We start from the raw sequence: 22,336 nt of genomic DNA, 5'->3' as shown, positions 1-22,336 counted from the left end.
CCGCTTCAGCCGAGGCCGGGGACCACCATCGCCAGCCAGACGACCGGGGGCACCGCGACCACCATGATCCCGCCGTAGACCATCAGCTGCCGGAAGAACCGGTCCCGGTCCACATCCGGCGCGTTGGCCAGCACCAGCGCCCCGTTGGTCGAGAAGGGGCTGACGTCGACGACGGTCGCCGACACCGCGAGGGCCGCGATCATCCCCACCGCGCCGATGTCGCCCTGGGCGAGGAAGGGAACGGCGAGCGGGATCAGCGCGCCCATGATGCCCACCGAGGAGGCGAAGGCGGAGACGATCGCGCCGATGTAGCACAGCAGCAGGGCGGCGAGCAGCGGAATCCCGATGTCGCTGACCGCCTTGCCCGCGTAGTCGATGGTGCCCATCTCGTCCAGCACCCCGACATAGGTGAGCACACCGCAGATCAGCAGCACAGTGGGCCAGGTGACCTCGTTCACCGCCTTCTTGCCGTGGTCCGGCCAGAAGACGCTCAGGGCCACGGCGAGGCTGATCGAGGTGAGCCCGGCGTCCAGGTCGAAGGCGAGCACCGCGACCACCAGCGCCACCAGGGCGGCCAGCGTGGCGATACGGGCGGGGGTGAGACGGCCCTCCGCGTCGGCCGGTGCCTCCGCCGCCCCGTCCTCCCGCTCCTCCCCGGCGGTGGCGACGGCGGTCCTGGGGAGCTTCAGCCCGCCGCAGACGACGAAGACGATGGCGGCGATGATCAGGTTGACCACCAGGCTCGTGAGGAACAGCGTGATCTCGTTGCCGGGGAGCTTCTCCCGGTCCACGATGCCGTTGACGATCGATCCGTAGATGCTGATGGGGGAGAAGCCACCGCCCTGGGAGCCGTGCACCACCATGGCGCCCATCAGCAGCGGGCTGATCTGGTACCGCGCGGCGAAGGAGAGCGCGAGCGGGGCGACGATCGCCACCGCCGCCGGGCTCACCGCCCCGATCGCGGTCAGCGCCCCGCTGATCGCGAACATCACCCACGGGATCAGCGCGACCCGCCCGCCCACCAGCCGGATCGATGCGTGCACCAGCCAGTCCGTGGTGCCATTGGCCCGGGCGAGGGCGAACAGATACGTCACCCCCACCAGCACCACGAACAGATCGCCCGGGAACCCGGCGAAGATGTGGTCCGCGCTGAAGTCGGCGACCAGCTCGCCCACGCCGAAGGCGGCAGCGAAGGACAGGGCGCCCATATTGATCGACCGGGTGGTGGCGATGACGAAGACCACCACCAGCACGAGTATCGAGATCAATTCGTCGGACATCGAGCGCTCCCGTCACGGGGACCCGGTCGGCGGACCGGGGACGGTCGGGCCAAGTGGCCTGCTGGCTGACTCACGTTGAGGGCCGGGCGGTTCGGCCGTCAAGACATCGGTGGCAGATTGGCTCAGCCAATTGGCCAGTTATCCACAGGGCGGCACAACCACCACACCGCCCGGCCACCCGGTGCTACGCTGCGAATCGGGGCCATCACAAACCGCGATGGGGGGAGCCCGTATGGTCGAGGACGCGCTGCGCCCGATGAACCGTCAGCGCCTGTATGAGCAGGTGCTGGAGAGGCTGCGCGCCTACGTCGAGGAGGGCGGCCTGAAGGCGGGCGACCGGCTGCCCACCGAGCGCGAGCTGGCCCAGCGCCTCGGCATCAGCCGCGCCTCCGTCAAGCAGGCCATCGTCGTCCTCGAGGTGCAGGGGCTCGTCGAGGTGCGCCAGGGCGGCGGGATGTGCCTGCTGCGCGACAGCCTCGACACCGAGCCCGTCGAGCGGCTGGTGGAGCGCCGCCGCCGGCTGCCCGATGTGCTCGACGCCCGCGAGGCGTTGGAGACCAAGCTGGCCGAACTCGCCGCCGAGCGCCGCACCGACGACGACCTCATCGCCCTCCAGCAGGCCCTGCACTGGATGGAGGACGAGATCGAGTCCGACCGCCACGGCGTCGAGGGTGACCGCCGCTTCCACGCCGCCGTCACCGCGGCCGCGCACAGCCCGCTGCTCGCCGAGTTCATGCGCTCGATCGCCGACCAGATCGCCGAGAGCCGCGAGGAGTCGCTGCGCCAGCCCGGTCGTCCCAGGCGCTCGCTCGCCCAGCACCAGCGCATCCTGGACGCCATCGCCGAGCGCCGCCCCAAGGCCGCCGCCGCGGCCATGCGCCGCCATGTCCGCACGGTCGCCCAGGTGCGGCTGCTCAACTGGAATCCGGACGAAGCCCCTTGAGCCCGCGGCGGCATCCTCTCCGGCCTCCTGCCCGACCGTGACCGATCACGGCTTTGGTCTGGACTTTCCCCGGTGGCTCGCTAGGCTCTGCGCGATCGACGCGTGAAAGCGCTCTCACCCGCTGAGCAGAAGGGGAACTTCCATGAGACGGAAGCCCGTTGTCCGTGCCGGACTGTCCGCACTCCTCGTCCTCGGCGCCCTCTCGGGCGCCGGCGGGGCCTTCTCGACCGCCGCCGCGGCATCCGGCGCCGCCGCCCCCGCGGCGAAGCCCGCCGCCGCGTCGGCGCCGTCCGCCACCCTCGTCCGCGCGCTCGGCCGGGACCTCGGCCTGACCGCGGACCAGGCGCGGGAACGGCTGGGCCAGGAGGCCGCCGCCATGAGGCTGGAGCCCAAGGCCAAGCGCGCCGCGGGCACCTCCTACGGAGGCTCGTGGTTCGACACGGGCAGCGGGAAGCTGGTCGTCGGCGTCACCAGCGCCGAACGGGCCGCGTCGGTACGGGCCACGGGCGCCACCACCAGGATCGTCGAGCACAGCGCCGACGCGCTCGACGCGGCCAAGGCGCGCCTCGACGCGAAGGCCCGGAAGCAGGCCGCCCCGGCCGGGGTGAGCAGCTGGAGCACCGACCCCCGCGCGGGCGCCGTCGTGGTCCGGGTCCGGCAGGGGAGCGAGGGCGACGCCGCCGTCCGCGCGTTCCTCCGCGAGGCGAAGCGCTCGGCCTCCGTCCCGGTCACCGTCGAGAAGGCCCCCGCCCAGGCGCCGACGACCTTCGCCGCCGGCACGGTCGGCGGCGACCCGTACTACACCGGCAACGTCCGCTGCTCCATAGGCTTCTCGGTCCAGGGCGGCTTCGTCACGGCCGGGCACTGCGGTCAGGCGGGGGGCTCCGTCAGCGGCTGGGACGGCTCGTACATCGGCAACTTCCAGGGCTCCTCCTTCCCCGGCAATGACTACGCCTACGTCAGCGTCGGCAGCGGCTGGTGGACCGTGCCGGTGGTGCTCGGCTGGGGCACCGTCCCCGACCAGCTGGTCCGCGGCTCCGCCGAGGCCCCGATCGGCGCCTCCATCTGCCGCTCCGGCTCCACCACCCACTGGCACTGCGGCACGGTCCTGGCCAAGAACGAGACCGTGAACTACAGCCAGGGCGCCGTGTACGAGATGACCAAGACCAGCGTGTGCGCCGAGGGCGGCGACTCCGGCGGCTCGTTCATCAGCGGCGACCAGGCCCAGGGCGTGACCTCGGGCGGCTGGGGCAACTGCTCCAGCGGCGGCGAGACCTGGTACCAGCCGGTCAACGAGATCCTGTCGGTGTACGGCCTGCGGCTGCACACCGCCTGACGGGCGATACGGCGACGGGGCGGGCCCGGCGGCCCGCCCCGTCGTGTCGCTCCGGCGGCTACCCCGGGCGGTGCGCCGACAGCCGGTGCGGGTCGTAGCCGGGGATGGTGCCATCGGCCTTGGCGACCAGGAACAGCCCGGCCATGCCCATGTCCGAGTGGCTCTGGACATGGCAGTGGTACATCCAGGCGCCCGCGCCGACGTTCTCCCCGGCGATCACCTGGAAGCCGAAGGAGTCCGCGGGCCCGGTGATCTTGTTGTCGATGACCCGGCTCACATCGTCCGGGCCCTCCAGCAGCCCGGTGCGGTTGTCCGCCCACCGGTGCCCGTGCATATGGAAGGTGTGGTAGTACTCGCCGTGGGTGATCATGATGATCTCGACGCGGTCGCCCACCGTGGCCCGGAACTCGGGGGCGTCATGCCCCGCCTTGTTGTTGATCGTCATGTCGTTGAAGACGATCGTGAACTGCTTGTCCGGCAGGATGTCGCCCGCCCGCCGTACCACCACCGGTCCGTACAGCCCCTTCCGGAGGCCGCCGGTGCCGTGCGGGGTGCCCACCGCGTGGTCGTGGTAGTGCCAGTAGCCCGCGCTGCCCGGCCGCCAGGTGCCGTCGGCGCGCTTGCCCGGGGTGTGGGTGCGCCAGGTGTAGGTGCGGGTGCCGCCCGGCTCCACGGCGCTGCGGTTGAGCTGGGTGCCGTCGCTGGCGACGTCGTAGTCCAGGCCGTGCACATGGAGGCTGGCCGTGACGTCCATGGTGTTCTCGAACTCGATGTGCAGGGTGTCGCCCTCGGTCAGCTCGATCAGCGGACCGGGGATGCTGGCCTTGCCCTTCTCGAGTCCGTACCCCATCGATCCGTCCGGCAGCTTCTCCGCGTAGAGCTTGAGATGGCGGACCGTGCCGCCCGCGGCCGCCGTTTCGACCCCGCCGGGCGGGGTCTTCGGCGCCTTCGCGGCGGCGGGGGAGGTGAGGGCCAGCGGTCCGACGGCCGCGGCGGCCGCGCCGCCGGTGAAGAGCCGTCTGCTGAGACCGCGTCTGGAGGTGAAGCCGGGTGCGTCGCTCATCGTTCTCCCAAATCGCTGTGGATCCCCTGCCGTTGACGATGCGCAGATGCCCCGGGGTGCTTTCACGGTAGCCGGGGGATGCTCGTTCATCCACACTCAGGACAAAGTTCGTTGAGTTGCGGTCATAGCTATTGGCGACTTGCGAAAAGCCGTCTAGCTTCCTTCAGCGGTGTTATAGGTACGTGAGAGGGATGGGTGACCAATGCGGGACATACCGTACCAAATGCCCTCGAAGAGGAGAGGGCTGACAGTCGGTCGGCTGCGAAGGAGACGCGCGGGGGTGGCGGCACTGCTCTTCGGCGCCCTCACCGCGACCCTGCTGGGCGGAACCCCCGCCAGCGCCCGGCCCGAGGATCGTGCGCCACTCACGCTGCCGTCGCCGCCCGGCGGTGACAACGTCCGGGTCCTGGTGTTCCACGGCTCGGCGGGGGACGAGCCGGCCACGGTGAACGCGGGCATCGAGGCCATCGAGCGGATCGGCAACCAGGGCCCCGCGGCGACCCGGTTCACCGTCGACGCCACCGCCGACGCCTCGGTCTTCACCAAGCCCCGGCTCGGCAAGTACAACGCCGTGGTCTTCCTGACCGGCTCCGGCGATGTGCTCGACCCCGAGCAGGAGGCGGGGCTCGAGGCGTACATGGAGGCGGGCGGCGGCTTCCTCGGCATCCATGACGCGGCCCGCAACGAGCCGTACTCCGACTGGTACAGCGGGCTGATCGGCGCCCGCCCGGCGGCCACCAGCCCGGCCACCGCCCAGCGCGCCGTGGTGGAGGTCGGCGACCGCGTCCACCCGGCCACCAAGGAGCTGCCGCTGGAGTGGAAGCGCACCGACACCTGGACCAACTGGAAGGACAACCCCTCCGGCACGGTGCACACCGTGGCCCGGGTCCGCGAGTCCAGCTACCAGCCGGGCGCCGGCGCCAACGGCGCGGACCACCCGATCTCCTGGTGCCGTGACTACGACGGCGGCCGCTCCTTCTACACCGGCATGGGCGGCACGGTGTCCACCTTCCAGGAGACCGACTTCCGCGCCCATCTGCGCGGCGCGCTGCTGTGGACCACCCGGCTCTCCCGCGCCGACTGCAAGGCCACCATCAACGCGAACTACAAGGCCGAGCGCGTCACCAAGCCCAATCAGCCGGGCCAGTCCGACCAGATCGGCGAGCCGCACGGCCTCGTCGTCGCCAAGGACGGCCGGGTGCTGTACATCGGCCGGGGCGGCGGCGACAACAGCGCGCCCGTGGTCACCGACTGGAACGACCCGGACATCGGCAAGGGGCAGGGCCAGATCCATGTCTATGACCCGGCCACCGGCAAGGTGACGCTCGCGGGCGCCCTGACCGTCTTCGGCAACAAGGGCGGCGGCGATGAGCTGATCAAGGTCGAGGAGGGGCTGCTCGGCATCGAGCTGGACCCGGACTTCCTCACCAACGGCTGGGTGTATCTGCACTACACCCCGCACTCCCGGATCAACCGGGACACCCAGATGGCCGAGCGCCGCGTCTCCCGGTTCACCCTGGACCTGAAGACCAACAAGCTGGACCTGGGCTCGGAGAAGGTCCTGCTCTCCTGGCCGGTCCAGATCCACAGCTGCTGCCACGCGGGCGGCGGGATGAGCTGGGACTCCAAGGGCAACCTCTACATCGCCACCGGCGACAACAACTCCTCCCAGTTCAGCGACGGGTACTCCGGCAACAACCCGCAGCCGAACTACAAGGGCGTCTCCTTCGCCGACGCCCGCCGCACCGCGGGCAACACCCACAACCTCAACGGCAAGATCCTGCGGATCCACCCCGAGGACGACGGCACCTACACCCTCCCCGAGGGCAATCTCTTCACCGGCAAGGAGCCCGACGAGGGCGGGGCCAAGACCCGTGGCGAGATCTATGTGATGGGGGTGCGCAACCCGGCCCGGATCTTCGTGGACCAGAAGACCGACATCCTCTACGCGGGGTGGGTCGGCCCGGACGCGGGCGAGCCCAGCACCACCTGGGGCCCGGCCAAGTACGACACCTTCGCGGCCATCACCAAGGCGGGCAACCACGGCTGGCCGTTCTGCATGGGCAACAAGCAGCCCTACCGGGACCGCAATCTGCCCGACCCCAGCAAGCCGCTGGGCTGGTACGACTGCGACCACCCCAAGAACGAGTCGCCCAACAACGACGGTCTGGTGAACCTGCCGCCCGTCACCGCGAACACCATCTGGTACTCGCCCCAGGGCGGCGCCCCCGACTACCCGCGGGACGCCAATGGCATCCCCAGCTACAAGACGTCCGAGGCCAAGTACCTGCTGCCGTGGCTCAAGGGCGGCGGCCAGGCCACCATGAACGGCCCGGTCTACCGGTACGACGCCACCAGTGACAGCACCACCAAATGGCCCCAGTACTGGGACGGCAAGTGGTTCGTCGGCGACTTCTACGACGCCGACCAGCCGCGCCACGCGGTGCTGACCGACCCCAAGACCGTCGGCAAGGGCGGGCTGCCGGTGCACGCCGACTCCCTCAAGAAGATCATCCCGGTGGGCGCCGACGGCATCCGCAACCTCATGGACTGGAAGTTCGCCCCGGACGGCTCGCTCTACGTCCTCGACTACGGGCGCGGCTTCTTCACCTCCGACTCCAAGTCGGCGCTGTGGCACATCACGTACAACGGCGGCGAGCCCACTCCGCTCGCCCAGGATCTGGCCAGGAAGGCGGAGTGACCGTGAAGCGAAGGCGCCCCCACCCCATCAGACCCTGGCTGCCGCTGCTCGCCGCGCTGCTCATGGTCCTCGGGCTGAGCTCGGCGACGGCGACGGTGGCCTATGGACAGGACGACACCCGGCAGGCCGCCCAGCAGACCCTCACCTGGACCGCGGGTGACGACATCACCAAGTACACCTCGGCGCCCACTACCGCGGTCGCCGGGAAGACCACCATCGTCTTCGAGAACAGCACGGCCACCGGCAACACCATGGGGATGCCGCACACCCTGACGTTCGATGTCTCCGACCCGGAGTACAACAACGACGTCCCGCTGAACATCCTCGCCAACCCCTCGGACGACAGCGGCGGCAAGCACACCGCCGAGGTCACCCTCAGCCCCGGCCGCTACCGCTACCACTGCACCATCCCCGGCCACGGCCAGATGCAGGGCATCCTGGTGGTCACCGACGGCGGCGGGGGCGGGGACACCACCGCGCCCGAGGCCACGGCGAAGGTCGAGGGCGAGAAGAACGCCGACGGCGCGTACATCGGGATGGCCACCGTCTCGGTGTCCGCCACCGACGAGGGCTCCGGTGTGGACCGGATCGAGTTCGCCGAAGGCGACGGGGCGTTCCAGCCCTACACCGCCCCGGTGATGGTCCACCAGGTCGGGCAGCACACCATCCGCTACCGGGCGGTCGACAAGGCGGGGAACGTGTCGGAGGTGAAGTCGGTGGACTTCACCGTGGTGGCGCCGCCGACGGACGACACCACACCGCCGGAGACCTCCGCCACCGTCTCCGGTGAGAAGGACCCGTCCGGTGCGTACATCGGCATGGCCACCGTGACCGTCACCGCCTCGGACACCGGCTCCGGGGTCAACCGGATCGACTACGCCCTGGGCCAGGGGGAGTTCCAGCCCTACACCGGTCCGGTGATGGTCCATGACGCGGGCGCGCACACGGTGCGCTTCCGGGCGGCGGACAAGGCGGGGAACGTGTCGCAGGTGAAGTCGGTGGACTTCACGGTGGTGGTGCCGCCGGCCGAGGACACCATTCCGCCGTCGACCTCCGCGCAGGTCGATGGGACCAAGAACTCCGACGGCGCCTATGTGGGCAGCGCCAAGGTCACACTCACCGCCGCGGACGACGACTCCGGGGTGGAGAAGGTCGAGTACTCCCTGGACAGCGGTCCCTATCTCGCGTACGCCACCCCCGTGGTGGTGGACCGGGTGGGCCGTCACACCGTGGCGTACCGCGCCACCGACAAGGCGGGCAACACCTCCGAGGCCCGCCAGATCGCCTTCACCGTGGCCGAAGGCGGCGGGGTGCCCGCACCCGCGTGTCCGGAGTGGGACGAGCGCCTCACGGTGATCGTCGGCACGGTGGACACCGGCGTACCCAACCGCATCACCCGCAGCCGCTGCACCATCAATGAGCTGATCGAGGACGAGAAGGACTGGTCCTCCCACGCCCTCTTCCTCAAGCACGTCACCTCCGTCACCGACAAGCTGCTCACCGACGGCGTCATCGACCAGCGCGAGTACCGGGCCATCAACAAGGCGGCCAAGCAGTCCGGGATCGGCAAGCCCGGTCAGGACGAGGGCTACCGCCCGCTGTTCGACGGCACCCAGAAGTCGCTCGACAGGTGGCAGCACGTGGGCGGCGGGGCCTTCGGCCTCAATGACGACGGCAGCATCACCAGCAGCACCTCGGTCCAGGGCATGGGCATGCTGTGGTTCCCGCAGCGGACCTACGACGACTTCTCCCTGAAGCTCCAGTTCCGCGATGACGCACCCGGGACGGGCAATGCCAACGGAGGTGTCTTCGTGCGCTTCCCGTACGTCCATGACCACCCCGAGGAGTCCCGCCCGGAGTGGGTCGCCATCAAGTACGGGCACGAGGTGCAGATCCTCGACCGCCCGGACGGCGATATGTACAAGACCGGATCGATCTACGGTTTCGACCGGGTCGGGCTGGCCGGGGCGGGGGTCACCCCCAAGGGCAGCTGGAACGACTACGAGATCCGGGTGGTCGGTCAGCACTTCTCGATCTACCGCAACGGTGTGCTGCTCAATGAGTTCGACAACACCGGTGGTCAGGAGTTCACCCCGCCGCGCTCGGACGACCCCGGCACGGACGGCCGTCGGTACTCCTCCGGGTACATCGGTCTCCAGGTCCACAGCACCGATGATGTGATCTCGTACCGCGACATCCGCATCAAGGAGCTGTAGGAACCGCCTCGTACGGTATGAGGAACGGCGCGAGGGTGAGTGGCCGCCGGAGCACCCCAGTCCCCGGCGGCCACGGACCATGGATCACGGGCCCTGAGGTTACCTCAGGTAACACTCATCGGTAACCCCTGTGCTCCGGACCTGCCAAACCCCCGCTCCCGGGTTGCGGAAGCGGGGGTTTGACGTAACGTCAGAAGGCTGGGGCGGTCAGGACGCCAGGGTGTCCAGAATCCCCTGCCCGTACTTCACCAGCTTGTTCTCGCCGACCCCGCTCACCGTGCCGAGCTCCTCGAGCGTGGCCGGGGCAAGGGTCGCGATCTCGCGCAGGGTGGCGTCGTGGAAGACCACATACGCGGGGACGCCCTGCTCCTTCGCGGTCGCCGCCCGCCAGGCGCGCAGCCGCTCGAAGACCGGCACGGCCTCCTCGGGCAGATCCACCGGGGCCTTCTTGGCCTTCCCCGAGGCCCCCGTCTTTCCCTTCGCGGTGCGCGACGCCTTCTCCGGCTCGCGCCGCAGCCTGATCTCGCGCTGCCGGTTCAGCACCTCAGCGCTCGCGTCGGTGAGCACCAGCGTGCCGTAGTCCCCCTCGACGCCGAGCACCCCCTGGGCCAGCAACTGCCGTACCACACCGCGCCATTCGGCCTCGCGCAGCTCGGTACCGATACCGAACACCGACAGCGCGTCATGGTCGAACTGGATGACCTTGGCCGTCTTCTTCCCGAGCAGGATGTCGATGATCTGCCCCGCGCCGAACTTCTGGTTGCGCTCCCGCTTGAGCCGCACCACCGTGGACAGCAGCTTCTGCGCGGGGATGGTGCCGTCCCAGGACTCCGGGGGAGTGAGGCAGGTGTCGCAGTTGCCACAGGGGGTGGACTCCTGGCCGAAGTACGCCAGCAGCCCCACCCGGCGGCACTCCACCGTCTCGCACAGCGCCAGCATCGCGTCGAGATGGGCGCCGAGGCGGCGCCGATGGGTGTCGTCGCCCTCGGAGGTGTCGATCATCTTCCGCTGCTGGACCACGTCCTGGAGCCCGTACGCCAGCCATGCGGTGGAGGGCTGTCCATCCCGCCCGGCCCGGCCGGTCTCCTGGTAGTAGCCCTCCACGGACTTGGGCAGGTCCAGATGGGCCACGAACCGCACATCGGGCTTGTCGATCCCCATGCCGAACGCGATCGTGGCCACCACGACCAGACCGTCCTCGCGCAGGAAGCGCGCCTGATGCTCGGCGCGGGTCGGCGCGTCCAGCCCCGCGTGGTACGGCACCGCGTCGATACCCTCGGCCACCAGGAACTCGGCCGTCTTCTCCACCGAGGAGCGGGACAGGCAGTAGACGATCCCCGCCTCGCCCGGGTGCTCGGTGCGCAACAGCTCCAGCAGCTGCTTCTTCGGCTCGTTCTTGGGAGCGATCCGGTACTGGATGTTCGGGCGGTCGAAACTGGCCACGAAGTGCAGCGCGTCCTGGAGCTTCAGCCGGGACGCGATCTCGGCGTGGGTGGCCTCGGTGGCGGTCGCGGTCAGCGCGATCCGGGGCACGGTGGGCCACCGCTCGTGCAGCTCGGACAGGGCCAGATAGTCGGGCCGGAAGTCGTGCCCCCACTGGGCCACACAGTGCGCCTCGTCGATGGCGAACAGCGAGATCTGGCCCCGGTCCAGCAGCCGCAGCGTGGACTCGACCCGCAGCCGCTCCGGCGCGAGATAGAGCAGATCCAGCTCGCCCGCGAGGAACTCGGCCTCGACCATCCGCCGCTCGTCCAGGTCCTGGGTGGAGTTGAGGAACCCGGCCCGCACCCCGAGGTTCCGCAGCGCGTCGACCTGGTCCTGCATCAGTGCGATCAGGGGCGAGACGACGACACCGACGCCCTTCCGCACCAGCGCCGGGATCTGGTAGCACAGCGATTTGCCACCGCCGGTCGGCATGAGGACGAGCGCGTCACCACCGGCCACCACATGGTCGATGATCTCCTGCTGCCCTCCCCGGAACGAGTCGTAACCGAAGACGCGGTGCAGAACGCCGAGCGCCTCGCTCGTCTCGGGGCCGGGCGCGTCGCTCATGTCGGGGCCGGTGTCGGGGAGAGCCATCCCGCGATTCTAGGGTGCCGGGAGGTACTCGCGGTGACCGCCTGTGGACAACCGGCCGGATGAGGCAAGGTGGGTGGGCACAGTGGCCGATGAGACGGCGACATGCCATGCTCATGCCCACTTGCTCCGTCCATCCTTCCCCCACGAGGAGGCCGATCGTGAGATCCAGCACGTTCCTACGTGCCTTACCCGCCGCGGTGACGGCGGTGCTCGCCCTGACGGCCGGACAGGCCGTGGCCGCCCCCGCCTCCGCCCCGGCGGAGCACACCGCCGCCGCGCGGACGGTGACGTACGACGCCAGCGGGGCCGCCGAGTTCAAGGACGCCGTGGCCAAGGGCGCGGCGATCTGGAACGCGAGCGTGGTCAACGTCCAGCTGAAGCCGGCCGCGTCCGGGCAGCGGGCCAACGTCCGCATCATCGCGGACAACGGCTGGCCCCGCACCCTGTCGACCGGTCTGGGCAGTGGCACGATCTACTTCGGCCGCGAGGCCGTCGACGAGGGCTACAACACGGTGCGGATCTCCTCGCACGAGCTCGGCCACATCCTCGGCCTGCCGGACATGAAGCCGGGGCCGTGCTCGAGCCTGATGTCCGGCTCCACCGCCGGGGTCTCCTGCACCAACCCCAACCCGAATGCCGCCGAGAAGGCCGAGGTCGAGGACAGCTTCGGCCTCGTGGGCGCGGGCGCGACGGCCGCCGCGACGCCGCGGATGTACCGGGACTGACCCGATGCACCGGGACTGAGCGGGCCGGGAGCCAGGCTCCCGGCCCGCTCACCCATCACCGTCACCGCGCCGCTGTCGGCACGTCGTCAGACGGTGATCACTTCGGTGTCGGGCAGCGCCCGGAACGGGCCGAGCTGGTCATCGGTGGCGCCGCTGTCGGTGACCAGCGTCCACGGCCGGTCCAGCGGCGCCCAGGCGGTGAACGGGGACTGGCCCAGCTTGCTGCTGTCGGCCAGGACGTACACCTCCTTGCCGCGGTCGGCCATCATCTCCTTGAGCGAGGTCTGCTGGAGGCTCGCCTCGCAGATCCCCAGCCGCGCGTCCAGCCCGTCGGCGCCCAGGAACACCTTGTCCGCGGTCAGCCGGGACAGGGTCAGCTCGGCGAGCGGTCCGACGAAGCCCTGGCTGACATGGCGCAGGGTTCCGGCGAGGGTGATCAGCTCGATGCCGTCCGCCTCCGCCAGCTCGCCCAGCGCGGTGAGGCCGCAGGTGATCACGGTCAGCTCGCCGCGGGCGCGCAGATGGTGGGCGACCCGCCCGGTGGTGGTGCCGGCGTCGAGGATGACGGTGTCGCCCGGCCCGATCCGCGCGGCCGCCCAGCGCCCTATGCGGTCCTTCTCGGCGACCGCGAGCCCGCTGCGCTGCCCCAGGGTGGGCTCGGCGGTGTGACCGGCGCTCATCGCGCCGCCGTAGGTGCGGGCGATGGTGCCCTGTTCGGTGAGGAGCGCGAGATCCCGGCGGATGGTGGAGGGCGTCACCTCCAGCGAGCGGGCCAGCTCCTCCACGACGACCGTGCCGTCGGTCTGGATCATCCGGGCGATCCGTTCCCTGCGGTCTCCGGCGCGCAGCCGTCCGCGCTCCTCCGCCCCGGCCCCCTGACGCATCGCGGCCCCCGTCCTTCCGTAACTCTGCGCGACTCTGCGCAGCCCTGAGCAACCTTATCAGTCTGCGCATTTCGTGCCGTTTCGTCGCAGACTCCGGGGAAATGCCAACCGGCACGTGGCCTGCGTCGTGATGACCGGCTGAGCACACCCTCCCGGGCGCCGTCCCCGGTCAGCTCTCCACGCGCAGCGGCGGGTCGGCCAGGCCCCGGGCCCTCGGCAGCAGCACCGTCCGCAGGGCGACCGAAGGGGACATCAGCCGGGACGGGCCCGCCGCCAGATAGGTGACATCGCGGAACGCCGCGCCGACCACCCGGTCGATCGCCGCCCGGGCCGCCAGCCGCCCGAAATACCAGCTCCGCAGCCGCTCGGCCGCCCCCGGTGGTGTGGTGTCCCCGTCCGTGGCGTAAGGGCGGTCCGCGCCGACGGCGGTCAGCCAGGCGGTGTCGCTCGCCCGGGCCACGGCGCGCTGCGCCGCGGCCGCGAAACCGGGCCGCAGGCCCCCCTCGGCCAGGCAGCCGCGCAGGGCCAGCCCGCTGAGGGCGGCCACCGCCATGCCCTGGCCGTAGATCGGGTTGAAGGTGCAGGCGGCGTCCGAGACCGCGAGAAACCCCTCGGGCACCCCGCCCGGGGCGTGGTAGTGGCGGCGGCGGTTGGAGGTGTCGCGGAACCCGTACGGCGGGGACACCGGCTCACAGGTCAGCAGATGCTCGTACAGCGCGGGCTCGCCCAGGGACTTGACGAAGCCGGGCACCTCCGAGCTCTCGGTCGGCGGATGCTGACCGCGCACCCCGCCCAGCGTCAGCAGCCAGTTGCCGCCCTCGACCGGGGACCAGGCCGCCCCGCGCGGAAGGTCCGGGCGCGGCTGGACGACCATCGCCATGTCCAGCGGCTCGACGGGCCGGAACATCTGGGTGCAGTAGCCGATCCCGGCGTCGACGACCTCCTCGCGCGGTGCCGGAGCGCCCAGCTCCGCCAGCCACTTGGGTGCGCGCGAGCCGCGTCCCGAGGCGTCGACGACCAGATCGGCGGGTAACTCCCGCTCGGCACGCCCGGCGTCCCGCGCCCGCACCCGTACGCCGGTGACCCGGTCCGCGTCGCCGAGCAGCCCGGTGGCCTCGGTGCCCTGGAGCACCTCCACCCGGGTCCCGGACCCCTCGGCCTCGGCGAGGACCCGCGCCCGTACGGTGGCGTCGAACAGCGCCCGGGTGCAGCTGGTGGTGGCGTGTCTGCCCTCGTGGAAGCGGCGCTGCCAGCCGTTGCCGCCCTTGGTGATCACATCGCGCGGCGCCTCCAGCCGGTGCGCGCCGGCCGCCTCCAACTCCCCGTTCAGCCCGGGGAACAGCGTCTCCAGGGCGCGCCGCCCGCCGCTGAGGAAGACATGCAGATGGCGGCCCTGGGGCACGCCCTTGCGGAAGGCGGGCCGGTCCGGGTAGCGGTCGCGCTCCACCAGGGTGACCGTGTCGACGTGGCCGAGGAGCGCGCCCGCCGCCAGCGTGCCCGCGAGACCTCCGCCCACCACCACCGCGTCGCCCTTGCCCATATGCCCGCCCCTCCCGCCGACCGTGATCGATAACGGCCCAAGCCTGGTGCCCCGGGCTTGGGCCGTCAACCACACACGGTTACGGGACGACCACGATCTTCCGGCCCACTCCCGCCTTGAACTGGTCGAGCGCCTTGGGGTACTCCTCCAGCGGCGTCCGGTGGCTGATGAAGATCTTCGGGTCCAGCACCCCGCTCGCGAACAGCCCGGCGGCACGCTCATAGCTGTGCAGCACGGCCATCGAACCGGTGATGGTGATCTCCTGGTTGTAGATCTTGTACGGCTCGATGGTGGCCCGCGTCGCGTAGTCGGAGACACCGAACTGAAGGAACGTTCCGGCTTTGGCCACCCGGCCCAGGCCGTCCTGAATGGCGGCCTGGTTGCCGGTGGCGTCGATGACCACGTCCCAGCCCCGCGGCTGGTCCAGCTCGTCCGCCGAGGCGGCGGACCGGGAGCAGCCGAGGGTGGTGGCGGTGGACAGCCGCTCGGCGTTGACATCGAGCATGTCCACGCTGGTGGCGCCGGTCCGCTTGGCCAGCTCCAGCATCATCAGCCCCATGGTGCCGGAGCCGTAGATGAGCACCTCGGCGCCCAGGTTGCCGTTGAGCACGTCATAGCCGCGCACCGCGCAGGACAGCGGCTCGATCAGGGCCGCGTCGGCCACGTCCACGTGCTCGGGCAGCTTGACGCAGTTGGCCACCGGGGCCACCGCGAACTCGGCGGCCCCGCCGGGGACGCTGACCCCGATCGCGTTCCAGTTGTCGCACAGATTGCCCCGGCCGATCCGGCAGTAGCGGCACTCGTGGCAGTGCAGGGAGGGGTCGACGGCGACCCGGTCGCCCACCGCCAGCTCGGTGACATGGCTGCCCACACCGACGACCTCACCGGCGAACTCATGCCCGGGGACGATCGGCAGGGTGGGCGCGAACTCCCCCTGGAGGATGTGCAGATCGGTGCCGCACAGCCCGCAGGCCGCCACATCCACCACGACCTCACGGGGGCCCGGGGTGGGGTCCGCGACGGTGGCGACGGTGACCTTCCCGGGGGCTTCGATGACTGCGGCCCTCATTTGACTGCTCCTAGCGACAGGCCCTGGACCAGCTTGTCCTGGGCGGCGAAACCGGCGGCGAGCACCGGCAGGGAAATCACGATCGACGCGGCGCACACCTTGGCCAGGAACAGCCCCTGACTGGTCACGAACGTCGTCAGGAACGCCGGGGCGGTCTGGGCGACCACACCGGTGAGCACCTGGGCGAAGAGCATCTCGTTCCAGCTGAAGATGAAGCAGATCAGCGAGGTGGCGGCGATGCCCGGACCCGCGATCGGGGCCACGACCCGCCACAGGATGGTGGGCAGCCGCGCCCCGTCCATCTGGGCGGCCTCGATGATCGACACCGGGACGTCGGCGAGGAAGGACTGCATCATCCACACCGCGATCGGCAGGTTCATCGAGGTGTAGAGGATGACCAGCAGCCAGACGTTGTCCAGGAAGCTGATGTCCTTGGCGAACAGGAACACCGGCAGCAGCCCGGCCACCACCGGCAGCATCTTGGTGGACAGGAAGAAGAACATCACATCGGTCCACTTGCGCACCCGCCGGATCGACAGCGCGTACGCCGCCGGAAGCGCCAGCAGCAGCACGAAGCCGGTGGAGAAGAGGGACGTGCCCATCGAGTTCAGCAGCGAGGGCCAGGGGCTGGCCCCGCCGCCCGAGCCGAAGAACTCCTTGTACCCGTCGAGGGTCAGCGAAGCGGTCAGCGACGGCGGGTTGGTGGCGGCGTCGGCCTCGGAGTGGAACGAGGTCAGCAGCATCCACAGCACCGGCAGCACGAACACGATGCCGACGAACCAGGCCAGCAGGCCCAGCGCCGCACCGCGCCGCTTGGCCCGGCGGGCGGGCTCCGGAAGGCCGGTGATGGTGACCGGCGTGCTCACGGCGGTCATGCGTGGGACACCTCCTCACGGAAGAGGGACGACACCACGCGCAGCGCGAAGGTGGCGATGATGATCGTGCCGATCACCACGACGACCCCAGCGGCCGATGCCAGCCCGTACTCGTGGGCGTTGTAGAAGGTTTCGTAGATGGTGTAGGGGAGGTTGGCGGTGTTCAGGCCACCGCGGGTCATGGTGAACACGGCGTCGAAGTTCTGCACGATGTAGATGGACCCCAGCAGGGTGCCGAGCTCCAGATAGCGGCGCAGATGCGGCAGGGTCAGAAAGCGGAAGATCTGCCAGTTGCCCGCCCCGTCCAGCCGGGCCGCCTCGATCATGTCCAGCGGGCGGCTCTGTAGCCCGGCCAGCAGGATGAGCATCATGAACGGCGTCCACTGCCAGATCAGCGACGCCTCCACCGCAATCAGCGGCGTATCGGTGAGCCACTCCGGCTGGGGGCCGCCCAGCCAGTTGAGCACGCCGTTGAACAGGCCGTACTCGGGGTTGTACAGCGCGTGCTTCCACAGCAGCGCCGAGGCCACCGGCACCAGCAGGAACGGCGCGATGAGCATGGTGCGGACCAGGCCCCGGCCGCGGAACTTGCGGTCCAGCAGCAGCGCCAGCAGCAGCCCCAGCACCACACTGACGATCACCACGGAGGCGGTCAGCAGCACGGTGGTGAGGATGGACTCGCGCAGCGACGCGTCGCTGAGCACCGTCTTGTAGTTGTCCAGCCCCGCGAACGCACGGCGGTCGGGCCGGAACGAGTTCCAGTCGAAGAGCGAGATCACCAGCGTGGCCACGAACGGAAGCTGGGTGACCACGATCAGGAAGATCAGCGCGGGCAGCAGCGGTGCCCGGGTGGCCCACTCCCGGGCCCGGTTCCGGGTCGCCATGGGGCGCCCCACGGAGGCGGGGGCCGCGGTCGGTGGCCGCTGGCCGCTGACGGGTACTGCCGTCGTCGGATTACTCATCGGTACTCCTCGCCGACCTTCTCGGCCAGCTTCTGCGAATTCTTCAATGCCGCCTCGACGGACTGCTTACCGGCGATCGCGGCGCTGATCTCCTGGGCGACCTTGGTGCCGAGATCGGCGAATTCGGGGATGTCGACGAACTGGATGCCGATGGTCGGCCGCGGCTGCACTCCGGGATCGCGCGGCTTGGCGCTGGTGATGGCCTTGCGCGTCTGCTCGGAGAAGGTGCTCGCGGTGTCGCGGTAGTCCGGGTTGGAGTAGGTGGACGACCGCTTGCCGGCGGGCACATTGGCCCAGCCGAAGGTCTTGCCGACCAGGGACTCGTACTTCTTGCTGGATGCCCAGGAGATGAACTTCCACGCGTTGTCGGGGTGGCGCGACGCCTTCTGCACGCCCCAGGCCCAGGTGTAGAGCCAGCCCGAGGTGTCGGTCTTCACCACCGGCGCCTGGACATATCCGATCTTGCCCTTGACGGGGGACCCCTTGGCCTCCAGCGACCCGGCGGCCGAGGTGGCGTCGTACCACATGGCGCTCTTGCCCTGGGTGAGGTTGTTCAGGCACTCGGCGAAGCCCGACTGGGCCGCACCGGCCTCACCGTGCTTGCGCACCAGGTCGACATAGAACTTGGTCGCCTTGGTGAATTCCGGCGAGTCCAGCTGGGCCTTCCAGTCCTTGGTGAACCAGGTGCCGCCGAAGGTGTTGACCACCGTGGTGAGCGGGGCCATCAGCTCGCCCCAGCCGGGCAGTCCGCGCAGGCAGATGCCGTTCATCCCCTTGCGGGAGCCGTCCACCTTGGCGGCGATGTCCGCGACCTGCTGCCAGGTGGGCCGCTCGGGCATCTTCAGATGCTTCTCGGCGAGGACGTCCTTGCGGTACATCAGGAACGACGACTCACCGTAGAAGGGCTCGGCGTAGAGCTTGCCGTCCTCGGCGGTCAGCGACTCCCGCATCGAGGGGAGGACGTCCTTCTGGTCGAATGCCTTGTCCTTGGCGGCGTAGCTGTCGAGCGGCATCAGCCAGCCGTTCTTCGCGTAGAACGGCACCTCGAAATTGCTGATGGTGGCCACGTCGTACTGGCGCGCCTGATTGGCGAAGTCCTGACTGATCTTGTCGCGGACCTCGTTCTCCGGCATCATCGTGAAGTCGACCGTAATGCCCGTTTCCTTGGTGAAATACTTCTTGGTGAGTTTTTGCAGATCCACCATCTGCGGGTTGTTCACCATCAGGACGCGGATGGTCTTGTCGCCTGAGCTGCCGCCCCCCATACCGGCGCAACCGCTCAGGAGCGCGCCCGCGGTCAGGGCCACCACCGGTATCCGGGCAGCACGAAGAGTCAGGACTGGCATAACGGGTCCAATCGAAGGGACGTGGGGAAGGAAAAACAGCGGGGGAGGGCGTCAGACCCTGACGATCTGGGGGCCCAGCAGCGAATAGCGGTGTGCCTCGGTCAGCGGCAGACCCGTGTCGGTCACGATCGTTTCGAAGTCCGAGACATCGGCGAATCGGCAGAAGCTGACGGCTCCGAATTTGGTGTGCACCCCGGAGAAGATCTTCCGCCGGGACACCCGCACCACTTGCGCCTTGACCTCGCTGACCGCCGGATCCGGGGTGGTCAGGCCGTACTGGCGGGAGATGCCGTTGGCGCCGATGAACGCCAGGTCGATGACGAAGCCCGAGAGCATATGGGTCGCCCAGTGGTCGACGGTGGCCATCGTGCCCCCGCGCACCCGTCCGCCGAGGAGCAGCACGGTGGTGTTGTCACGGGTGGCGAGGCCGGTGGCGGTCGTGAGGGAAGCGGTGATCACGGTGAGCGGCCGGTCCCTGGGCAGGGCCTCCGCGATCAGCTGCGGGGTGAATCCCTCGTCGATGAAGACCGTTTCGGCATCGCCCAGCAGATCGGCCGCCGCGGTCGCGATCCGCGACTTCTCCGGTACGTGCATGGTGGTGCGGAAGGCGAGGGTGGTCTCGAAACCGGCGCTCTCCACGGGGTAGGCGCCGCCATGGGTACGCCGCACCAGTCCATGCTGTTCCAGGACCCGCAGATCGCGGCGCACCGTCTCCTTGGACACCCCGAGGTCGGCGGCGAGCTTGCCGACGTCGACGACGCCGGCACGGCGAGCCGTGTCGAGGATCTCCCGACGGCGTTCCTCCGCGTCCACGCCGCACCTCCTGCCTAGGTCTTTCGCTTGCGTGGCAGTTTTACAAGCCTGCAACAGGGGAAGCCAGTCTTGGCACCACAGAGATCGTGACCGTATGCGCCCGTTTCACAACCGTTATAAGAGCAGGTCGGGGCAGATGGCGCAACGGACGGTGAGGAACCCGGCTGTCTGATTATCCACCCGGCGGGCCCGTTTCTCGCCCGTTTGCCGAAAGAGGGCGTGAACGGAGCCCGTCCGGGCGGGTTCAGATACTGGGGAATGCCCGAACGGACATGTGCTAGGGCCTGTCTGGGGTTGTGATCTGAGCCCAGATCACAACCCCAGACAGGCCCTAAGGGCGTGTCAGCGCTCCGGAGGCGTCGAGAATCCGGCCCGCGACCTTGACCGAGTCCACCAGCGGATGGAGTGCCAGGGCCCGCAGGGCCGCACCGCGGGTGATGCCCGAATCGCTGCCCGCTTCGGTCGTGGCCGCCTCGATGGCCGAGCGCTCCACCGCCTTGATCGTCAGCATCAGGCCGAGCTGGTCCGGCGCCACCGCGCCGGTCGCGAGCGGTCGCGCGCCGCCCGCGTCCACCAGACAGGGCACCTCCACCACGGCGTCCTCGTCAAGACCGGGGACGGCCGTCCGGTTGCGTACGTTGAGGATCAGCGTGGCGCGCTCATCGCGGGCGATCGCCCGCATGAGGGCCAGCGCGATCCGGTCGTAGCCACCGCCGTCCAGATCGCAGGAGTCGCGCTCCCAGCCGCCGGTGGCCTCGCGGCTCTCGGCCATGTACGTGGCCTCGCGCTCCAGCCGGGTGCGCTCCCACTCCCTGAGCGCCCCGGGCGCGCCGGAGCCCGCCGTCTCGTAGAACCGGGCCTGCTGGTCGCGGAGGAACTCGCCACGGGTGGCCGGGGCCTGCCGGATCGAGGCCACCGCCTCCCGGTTGAAGTAGTAGTAGTGCAGATACTCGTTGGGCAGCGCGCCCAGCGCCCGCAGCCACTCGGCGCCGAAGAGCTTGCCCTCCTCGAACGACTCCAGGGCGCCGGTGTCGCCGAGCAGCTCCGGCAGCCGGTCCCGGCCGTCCACCACCACCCGGCGCAGCCAGCCCAGATGGTTCAGGCCCACATAGTCGTACGTGGCCCGGTCCGGGTCGGCGCCGACCGCCCGCGCGGCGCGGCGGCACAGGCCGACCGGGGAGTCGCAGATGCCGATCACCCGGTCGCCGAGCACCCGCTGCATCGCCTCGGTGACCATGCCCGCCGGGTTGGTGAAGTTGATGACCCAGGCGTCCGGCGCCACGGTGGCGATCCGCTCGGCGATCCGCACCGCCACCGGCAGAGTGCGCAGCCCGTAGAGCACCCCGCCCGCGCCGACGGTCTCCTGCCCCAGCACCCCCTCGCCGAGCGGAACCCGCTCGTCGTTCGCCCGGCCCTCCAGACCGCCGACGCGGATGGCCGAGAAGACGAAGTCGGCGCCGCGCAGCGCCTGGTCGAGATCGGTGGTGGCCCGGACCGCGGGGGCGGTGGAGCGGCCCGTGGCCTGTTCGGCCAGGACCGCGCGGATCGCGTCCAGCCGGCGCCGGTCGGTGTCGTACAGCACCAGTTCGGTGCAGCGCCCCGCCTCGTCCCCGGTGTCATCGAGCAGCGCCCGGTACACCAGGGGCATACGGAACCCTCCGCCGCCCAGCACGGTCAGCCTCATACGGTCACTACCTCCACATCGCCCTCGCGGAACACGTCGAGCGTCGCCGGGTCGGATGTCTTGTTGGTGATCAGGGTGTCGATGCCCTCCGGTCCGCAGATCCGGGCGAGGCCGGTGTCACCGGGGAACTTCCCCGCGGTGACCAGCAGCACCACCTCCCGGGCCGCGCCGAGCATGGCCCGTTTGACCGGCACCTCCACATGGGTGCTGTCCAGCACGCTGCCGTCGGGGAGCACCCCGCTCGCGCCGAGGAAGAGCCGGCCGACCCGCAGCTGGCGGATGTTGGACTCGGTGAGGAAGCCGACCACGGAGCGGTAGTTGGCGCGTACCTGCCCGCCCAGCAGGATCAGGGTCACCTTCGGGTCGTCGCGCAGCTCGTCGTAGACCGCGAGATTGCTGGTCACCACGGTGACCGGACGGCCGCGCAGCAGCTTGGCGAGCTGGAGGGTGGTGGTGCCGATGTCCAGCAGCAGCACATCGCCGTCCGCCACCAGCTCCGCGGCGGCCCGGGCCACGGCCTCCTTGTCGGACAGGTCGTCGACCACCACCTCGCTGAACGGGCGCTCCTCGTCCTGAGTGGGCGCCGCCACCGCGCCGCCGTAGACCCGGGTGAGCCGGCCCGCCCGGCCCAGTTCGGTGATGTCCCGCCGGGCCGTGGCCTCGCTGACGCCGAGACGCGTGGCGATCTCCCCGATGGGCAGCACGCCCTCCTCGCCGAGGATGCTCAGCAGCTTCTCGTGGCGGCTCTCTCGCAGCATGGTGGCAACGTACTCCAGGTGAGCGAGTGTGCGCGACTCTGATCGACCTCTTGCATTCACCC

At 70.1% G+C, this 22,336-nt stretch carries 17 protein-coding genes; 5 read left to right on the top strand and 12 right to left on the bottom strand.

The annotated features are described in order from the left end of the window. Window positions 1-5 precede the first annotated feature (5 nt). The gene (locus tag KHP12_RS09685; protein WP_086879576.1) at window positions 6-1,280 is read right to left on the bottom strand and encodes an SLC13 family permease; all 1,275 of its coding nucleotides are present in this window, start codon (window positions 1,278-1,280) and stop codon (window positions 6-8) included. A gap of 232 nt (window positions 1,281-1,512) precedes the next feature. Between KHP12_RS09685 and KHP12_RS09680 the strand changes: the two genes are divergently transcribed. Further along, on the top strand, window positions 1,513-2,223 hold the full coding sequence (locus KHP12_RS09680; RefSeq protein ID WP_086879577.1) for a FadR/GntR family transcriptional regulator: 711 nt from the start codon (window positions 1,513-1,515) through the stop codon (window positions 2,221-2,223). A gap of 142 nt (window positions 2,224-2,365) precedes the next feature. Next, window positions 2,366-3,559: a S1 family peptidase gene (locus tag KHP12_RS09675; protein WP_086879578.1), complete on the top strand. Its 1,194-nt coding sequence runs from the start codon at window positions 2,366-2,368 to the stop codon at window positions 3,557-3,559. A gap of 58 nt (window positions 3,560-3,617) precedes the next feature. On the opposite strand, the gene KHP12_RS09670 is transcribed toward KHP12_RS09675, so the two are convergent. Further along, window positions 3,618-4,622, bottom strand: a complete 1,005-nt coding sequence (locus KHP12_RS09670; RefSeq protein WP_037952470.1) for a multicopper oxidase domain-containing protein — start codon at window positions 4,620-4,622, stop codon at window positions 3,618-3,620. 223 nt (window positions 4,623-4,845) lie between these two features. Here KHP12_RS09670 and KHP12_RS09665 point away from each other — a divergent pair, with 223 nt between their 5' ends. After that, window positions 4,846-7,323: a ThuA domain-containing protein gene (locus KHP12_RS09665; RefSeq protein ID WP_246643093.1), complete on the top strand. Its 2,478-nt coding sequence runs from the start codon at window positions 4,846-4,848 to the stop codon at window positions 7,321-7,323. A 62-nt stretch (window positions 7,324-7,385) separates the two neighbouring features. Next, entirely contained in the window at window positions 7,386-9,539 is a 2,154-nt protein-coding gene (locus tag KHP12_RS09660) for an OmpL47-type beta-barrel domain-containing protein (protein WP_244202500.1), read from the top strand. Window positions 9,540-9,746: 207 nt separating this feature from the next. On the opposite strand, the gene recQ is transcribed toward KHP12_RS09660, so the two are convergent. Next, window positions 9,747-11,618 (bottom strand): DNA helicase RecQ, encoded by a 1,872-nt coding sequence (gene recQ, locus KHP12_RS09655; RefSeq protein ID WP_086879579.1) that lies wholly within the window; start codon window positions 11,616-11,618, stop codon window positions 9,747-9,749. Between the two features lie 158 nt (window positions 11,619-11,776). Here recQ and KHP12_RS09650 point away from each other — a divergent pair, with 158 nt between their 5' ends. Further along, the gene (locus KHP12_RS09650; RefSeq protein ID WP_308289348.1) at window positions 11,777-12,343 is read left to right on the top strand and encodes a snapalysin family zinc-dependent metalloprotease; all 567 of its coding nucleotides are present in this window, start codon (window positions 11,777-11,779) and stop codon (window positions 12,341-12,343) included. 86 nt (window positions 12,344-12,429) lie between these two features. Here KHP12_RS09650 and KHP12_RS09645 read toward each other — a convergent pair whose 3' ends face one another. From KHP12_RS09645 to KHP12_RS09605, 9 genes are all read right to left on the bottom strand, one after another. Beyond that, window positions 12,430-13,227 (bottom strand): DeoR/GlpR family DNA-binding transcription regulator, encoded by a 798-nt coding sequence (locus KHP12_RS09645; protein WP_051573119.1) that lies wholly within the window; start codon window positions 13,225-13,227, stop codon window positions 12,430-12,432. A 169-nt stretch (window positions 13,228-13,396) separates the two neighbouring features. After that, window positions 13,397-14,767: an NAD(P)/FAD-dependent oxidoreductase gene (locus KHP12_RS09640; protein ID WP_086879580.1), complete on the bottom strand. Its 1,371-nt coding sequence runs from the start codon at window positions 14,765-14,767 to the stop codon at window positions 13,397-13,399. A 79-nt stretch (window positions 14,768-14,846) separates the two neighbouring features. Further along, the gene (locus tag KHP12_RS09635; protein ID WP_086879581.1) at window positions 14,847-15,836 is read right to left on the bottom strand and encodes a zinc-dependent alcohol dehydrogenase family protein; all 990 of its coding nucleotides are present in this window, start codon (window positions 15,834-15,836) and stop codon (window positions 14,847-14,849) included. Further along, complete coding sequence (locus tag KHP12_RS09630) at window positions 15,833-16,711, bottom strand: carbohydrate ABC transporter permease (RefSeq protein ID WP_086879582.1); 879 nt, start codon at window positions 16,709-16,711, stop codon at window positions 15,833-15,835. Before KHP12_RS09630 ends, KHP12_RS09635 begins: the two co-directional genes overlap by 4 nt. After that, window positions 16,708-17,673, bottom strand: coding sequence for a carbohydrate ABC transporter permease (locus tag KHP12_RS09625; RefSeq protein WP_107471656.1), 966 nt, complete (start codon window positions 17,671-17,673; stop codon window positions 16,708-16,710). Before KHP12_RS09625 ends, KHP12_RS09630 begins: the two co-directional genes overlap by 4 nt. Then, on the bottom strand, window positions 17,670-19,019 hold the full coding sequence (locus KHP12_RS09620; RefSeq protein WP_086879584.1) for an ABC transporter substrate-binding protein: 1,350 nt from the start codon (window positions 19,017-19,019) through the stop codon (window positions 17,670-17,672). The genes KHP12_RS09625 and KHP12_RS09620 overlap by 4 nt, the downstream gene beginning before the upstream one ends. A 51-nt stretch (window positions 19,020-19,070) precedes the next feature. Continuing rightward, window positions 19,071-19,832 (bottom strand): DeoR/GlpR family DNA-binding transcription regulator, encoded by a 762-nt coding sequence (locus KHP12_RS09615; protein ID WP_020866433.1) that lies wholly within the window; start codon window positions 19,830-19,832, stop codon window positions 19,071-19,073. 331 nt (window positions 19,833-20,163) lie between these two features. Then, a complete protein-coding gene (locus KHP12_RS09610; protein WP_086879585.1) occupies window positions 20,164-21,516 on the bottom strand; it encodes a 6-phospho-beta-glucosidase in 1,353 nt (450 codons plus the stop codon). Beyond that, on the bottom strand, window positions 21,513-22,274 hold the full coding sequence (locus KHP12_RS09605) for a DeoR/GlpR family DNA-binding transcription regulator (protein ID WP_086879586.1): 762 nt from the start codon (window positions 22,272-22,274) through the stop codon (window positions 21,513-21,515). Before KHP12_RS09605 ends, KHP12_RS09610 begins: the two co-directional genes overlap by 4 nt. Window positions 22,275-22,336 lie beyond the last annotated feature (62 nt).

The organism is Streptomyces asiaticus (assembly GCF_018138715.1).
Lineage (GTDB): Bacteria > Actinomycetota > Actinomycetes > Streptomycetales > Streptomycetaceae > Streptomyces > Streptomyces asiaticus.
The sequence above is the reverse complement of the archived record's forward strand: the minus strand, read 5'-3'. Positions and strand labels throughout refer to the sequence as shown.

Excerpts from the sequence above, each read along its gene's own strand:
- KHP12_RS09640 (WP_086879580.1), bottom strand. The coding sequence starts at position 14,767 with ATGGGCAAGGGCGACGCGGTGGTGGTGGGCGGAGGTCTCGCGGGCACG.
- KHP12_RS09620 (WP_086879584.1), bottom strand. The coding sequence starts at position 19,019 with ATGCCAGTCCTGACTCTTCGTGCTGCCCGGATACCGGTGGTGGCCCTG.
- KHP12_RS09685 (WP_086879576.1), bottom strand. The coding sequence starts at position 1,280 with ATGTCCGACGAATTGATCTCGATACTCGTGCTGGTGGTGGTCTTCGTC.
- recQ (WP_086879579.1), bottom strand. The coding sequence starts at position 11,618 with ATGGCTCTCCCCGACACCGGCCCCGACATGAGCGACGCGCCCGGCCCC.
- KHP12_RS09605 (WP_086879586.1), bottom strand. The coding sequence starts at position 22,274 with ATGCTGCGAGAGAGCCGCCACGAGAAGCTGCTGAGCATCCTCGGCGAG.
- KHP12_RS09670 (WP_037952470.1), bottom strand. The coding sequence starts at position 4,622 with ATGAGCGACGCACCCGGCTTCACCTCCAGACGCGGTCTCAGCAGACGG.
- KHP12_RS09625 (WP_107471656.1), bottom strand. The coding sequence starts at position 17,673 with ATGAGTAATCCGACGACGGCAGTACCCGTCAGCGGCCAGCGGCCACCG.
- KHP12_RS09675 (WP_086879578.1), top strand. The coding sequence starts at position 2,366 with ATGAGACGGAAGCCCGTTGTCCGTGCCGGACTGTCCGCACTCCTCGTC.
- KHP12_RS09635 (WP_086879581.1), bottom strand. The coding sequence starts at position 15,836 with ATGAGGGCCGCAGTCATCGAAGCCCCCGGGAAGGTCACCGTCGCCACC.
- KHP12_RS09665 (WP_246643093.1), top strand. The coding sequence starts at position 4,846 with ATGCCCTCGAAGAGGAGAGGGCTGACAGTCGGTCGGCTGCGAAGGAGA.
- KHP12_RS09645 (WP_051573119.1), bottom strand. The coding sequence starts at position 13,227 with ATGCGTCAGGGGGCCGGGGCGGAGGAGCGCGGACGGCTGCGCGCCGGA.
- KHP12_RS09660 (WP_244202500.1), top strand. The coding sequence starts at position 7,386 with ATGGTCCTCGGGCTGAGCTCGGCGACGGCGACGGTGGCCTATGGACAG.
- KHP12_RS09610 (WP_086879585.1), bottom strand. The coding sequence starts at position 21,516 with ATGAGGCTGACCGTGCTGGGCGGCGGAGGGTTCCGTATGCCCCTGGTG.
- KHP12_RS09680 (WP_086879577.1), top strand. The coding sequence starts at position 1,513 with ATGGTCGAGGACGCGCTGCGCCCGATGAACCGTCAGCGCCTGTATGAG.
- KHP12_RS09630 (WP_086879582.1), bottom strand. The coding sequence starts at position 16,711 with ATGACCGCCGTGAGCACGCCGGTCACCATCACCGGCCTTCCGGAGCCC.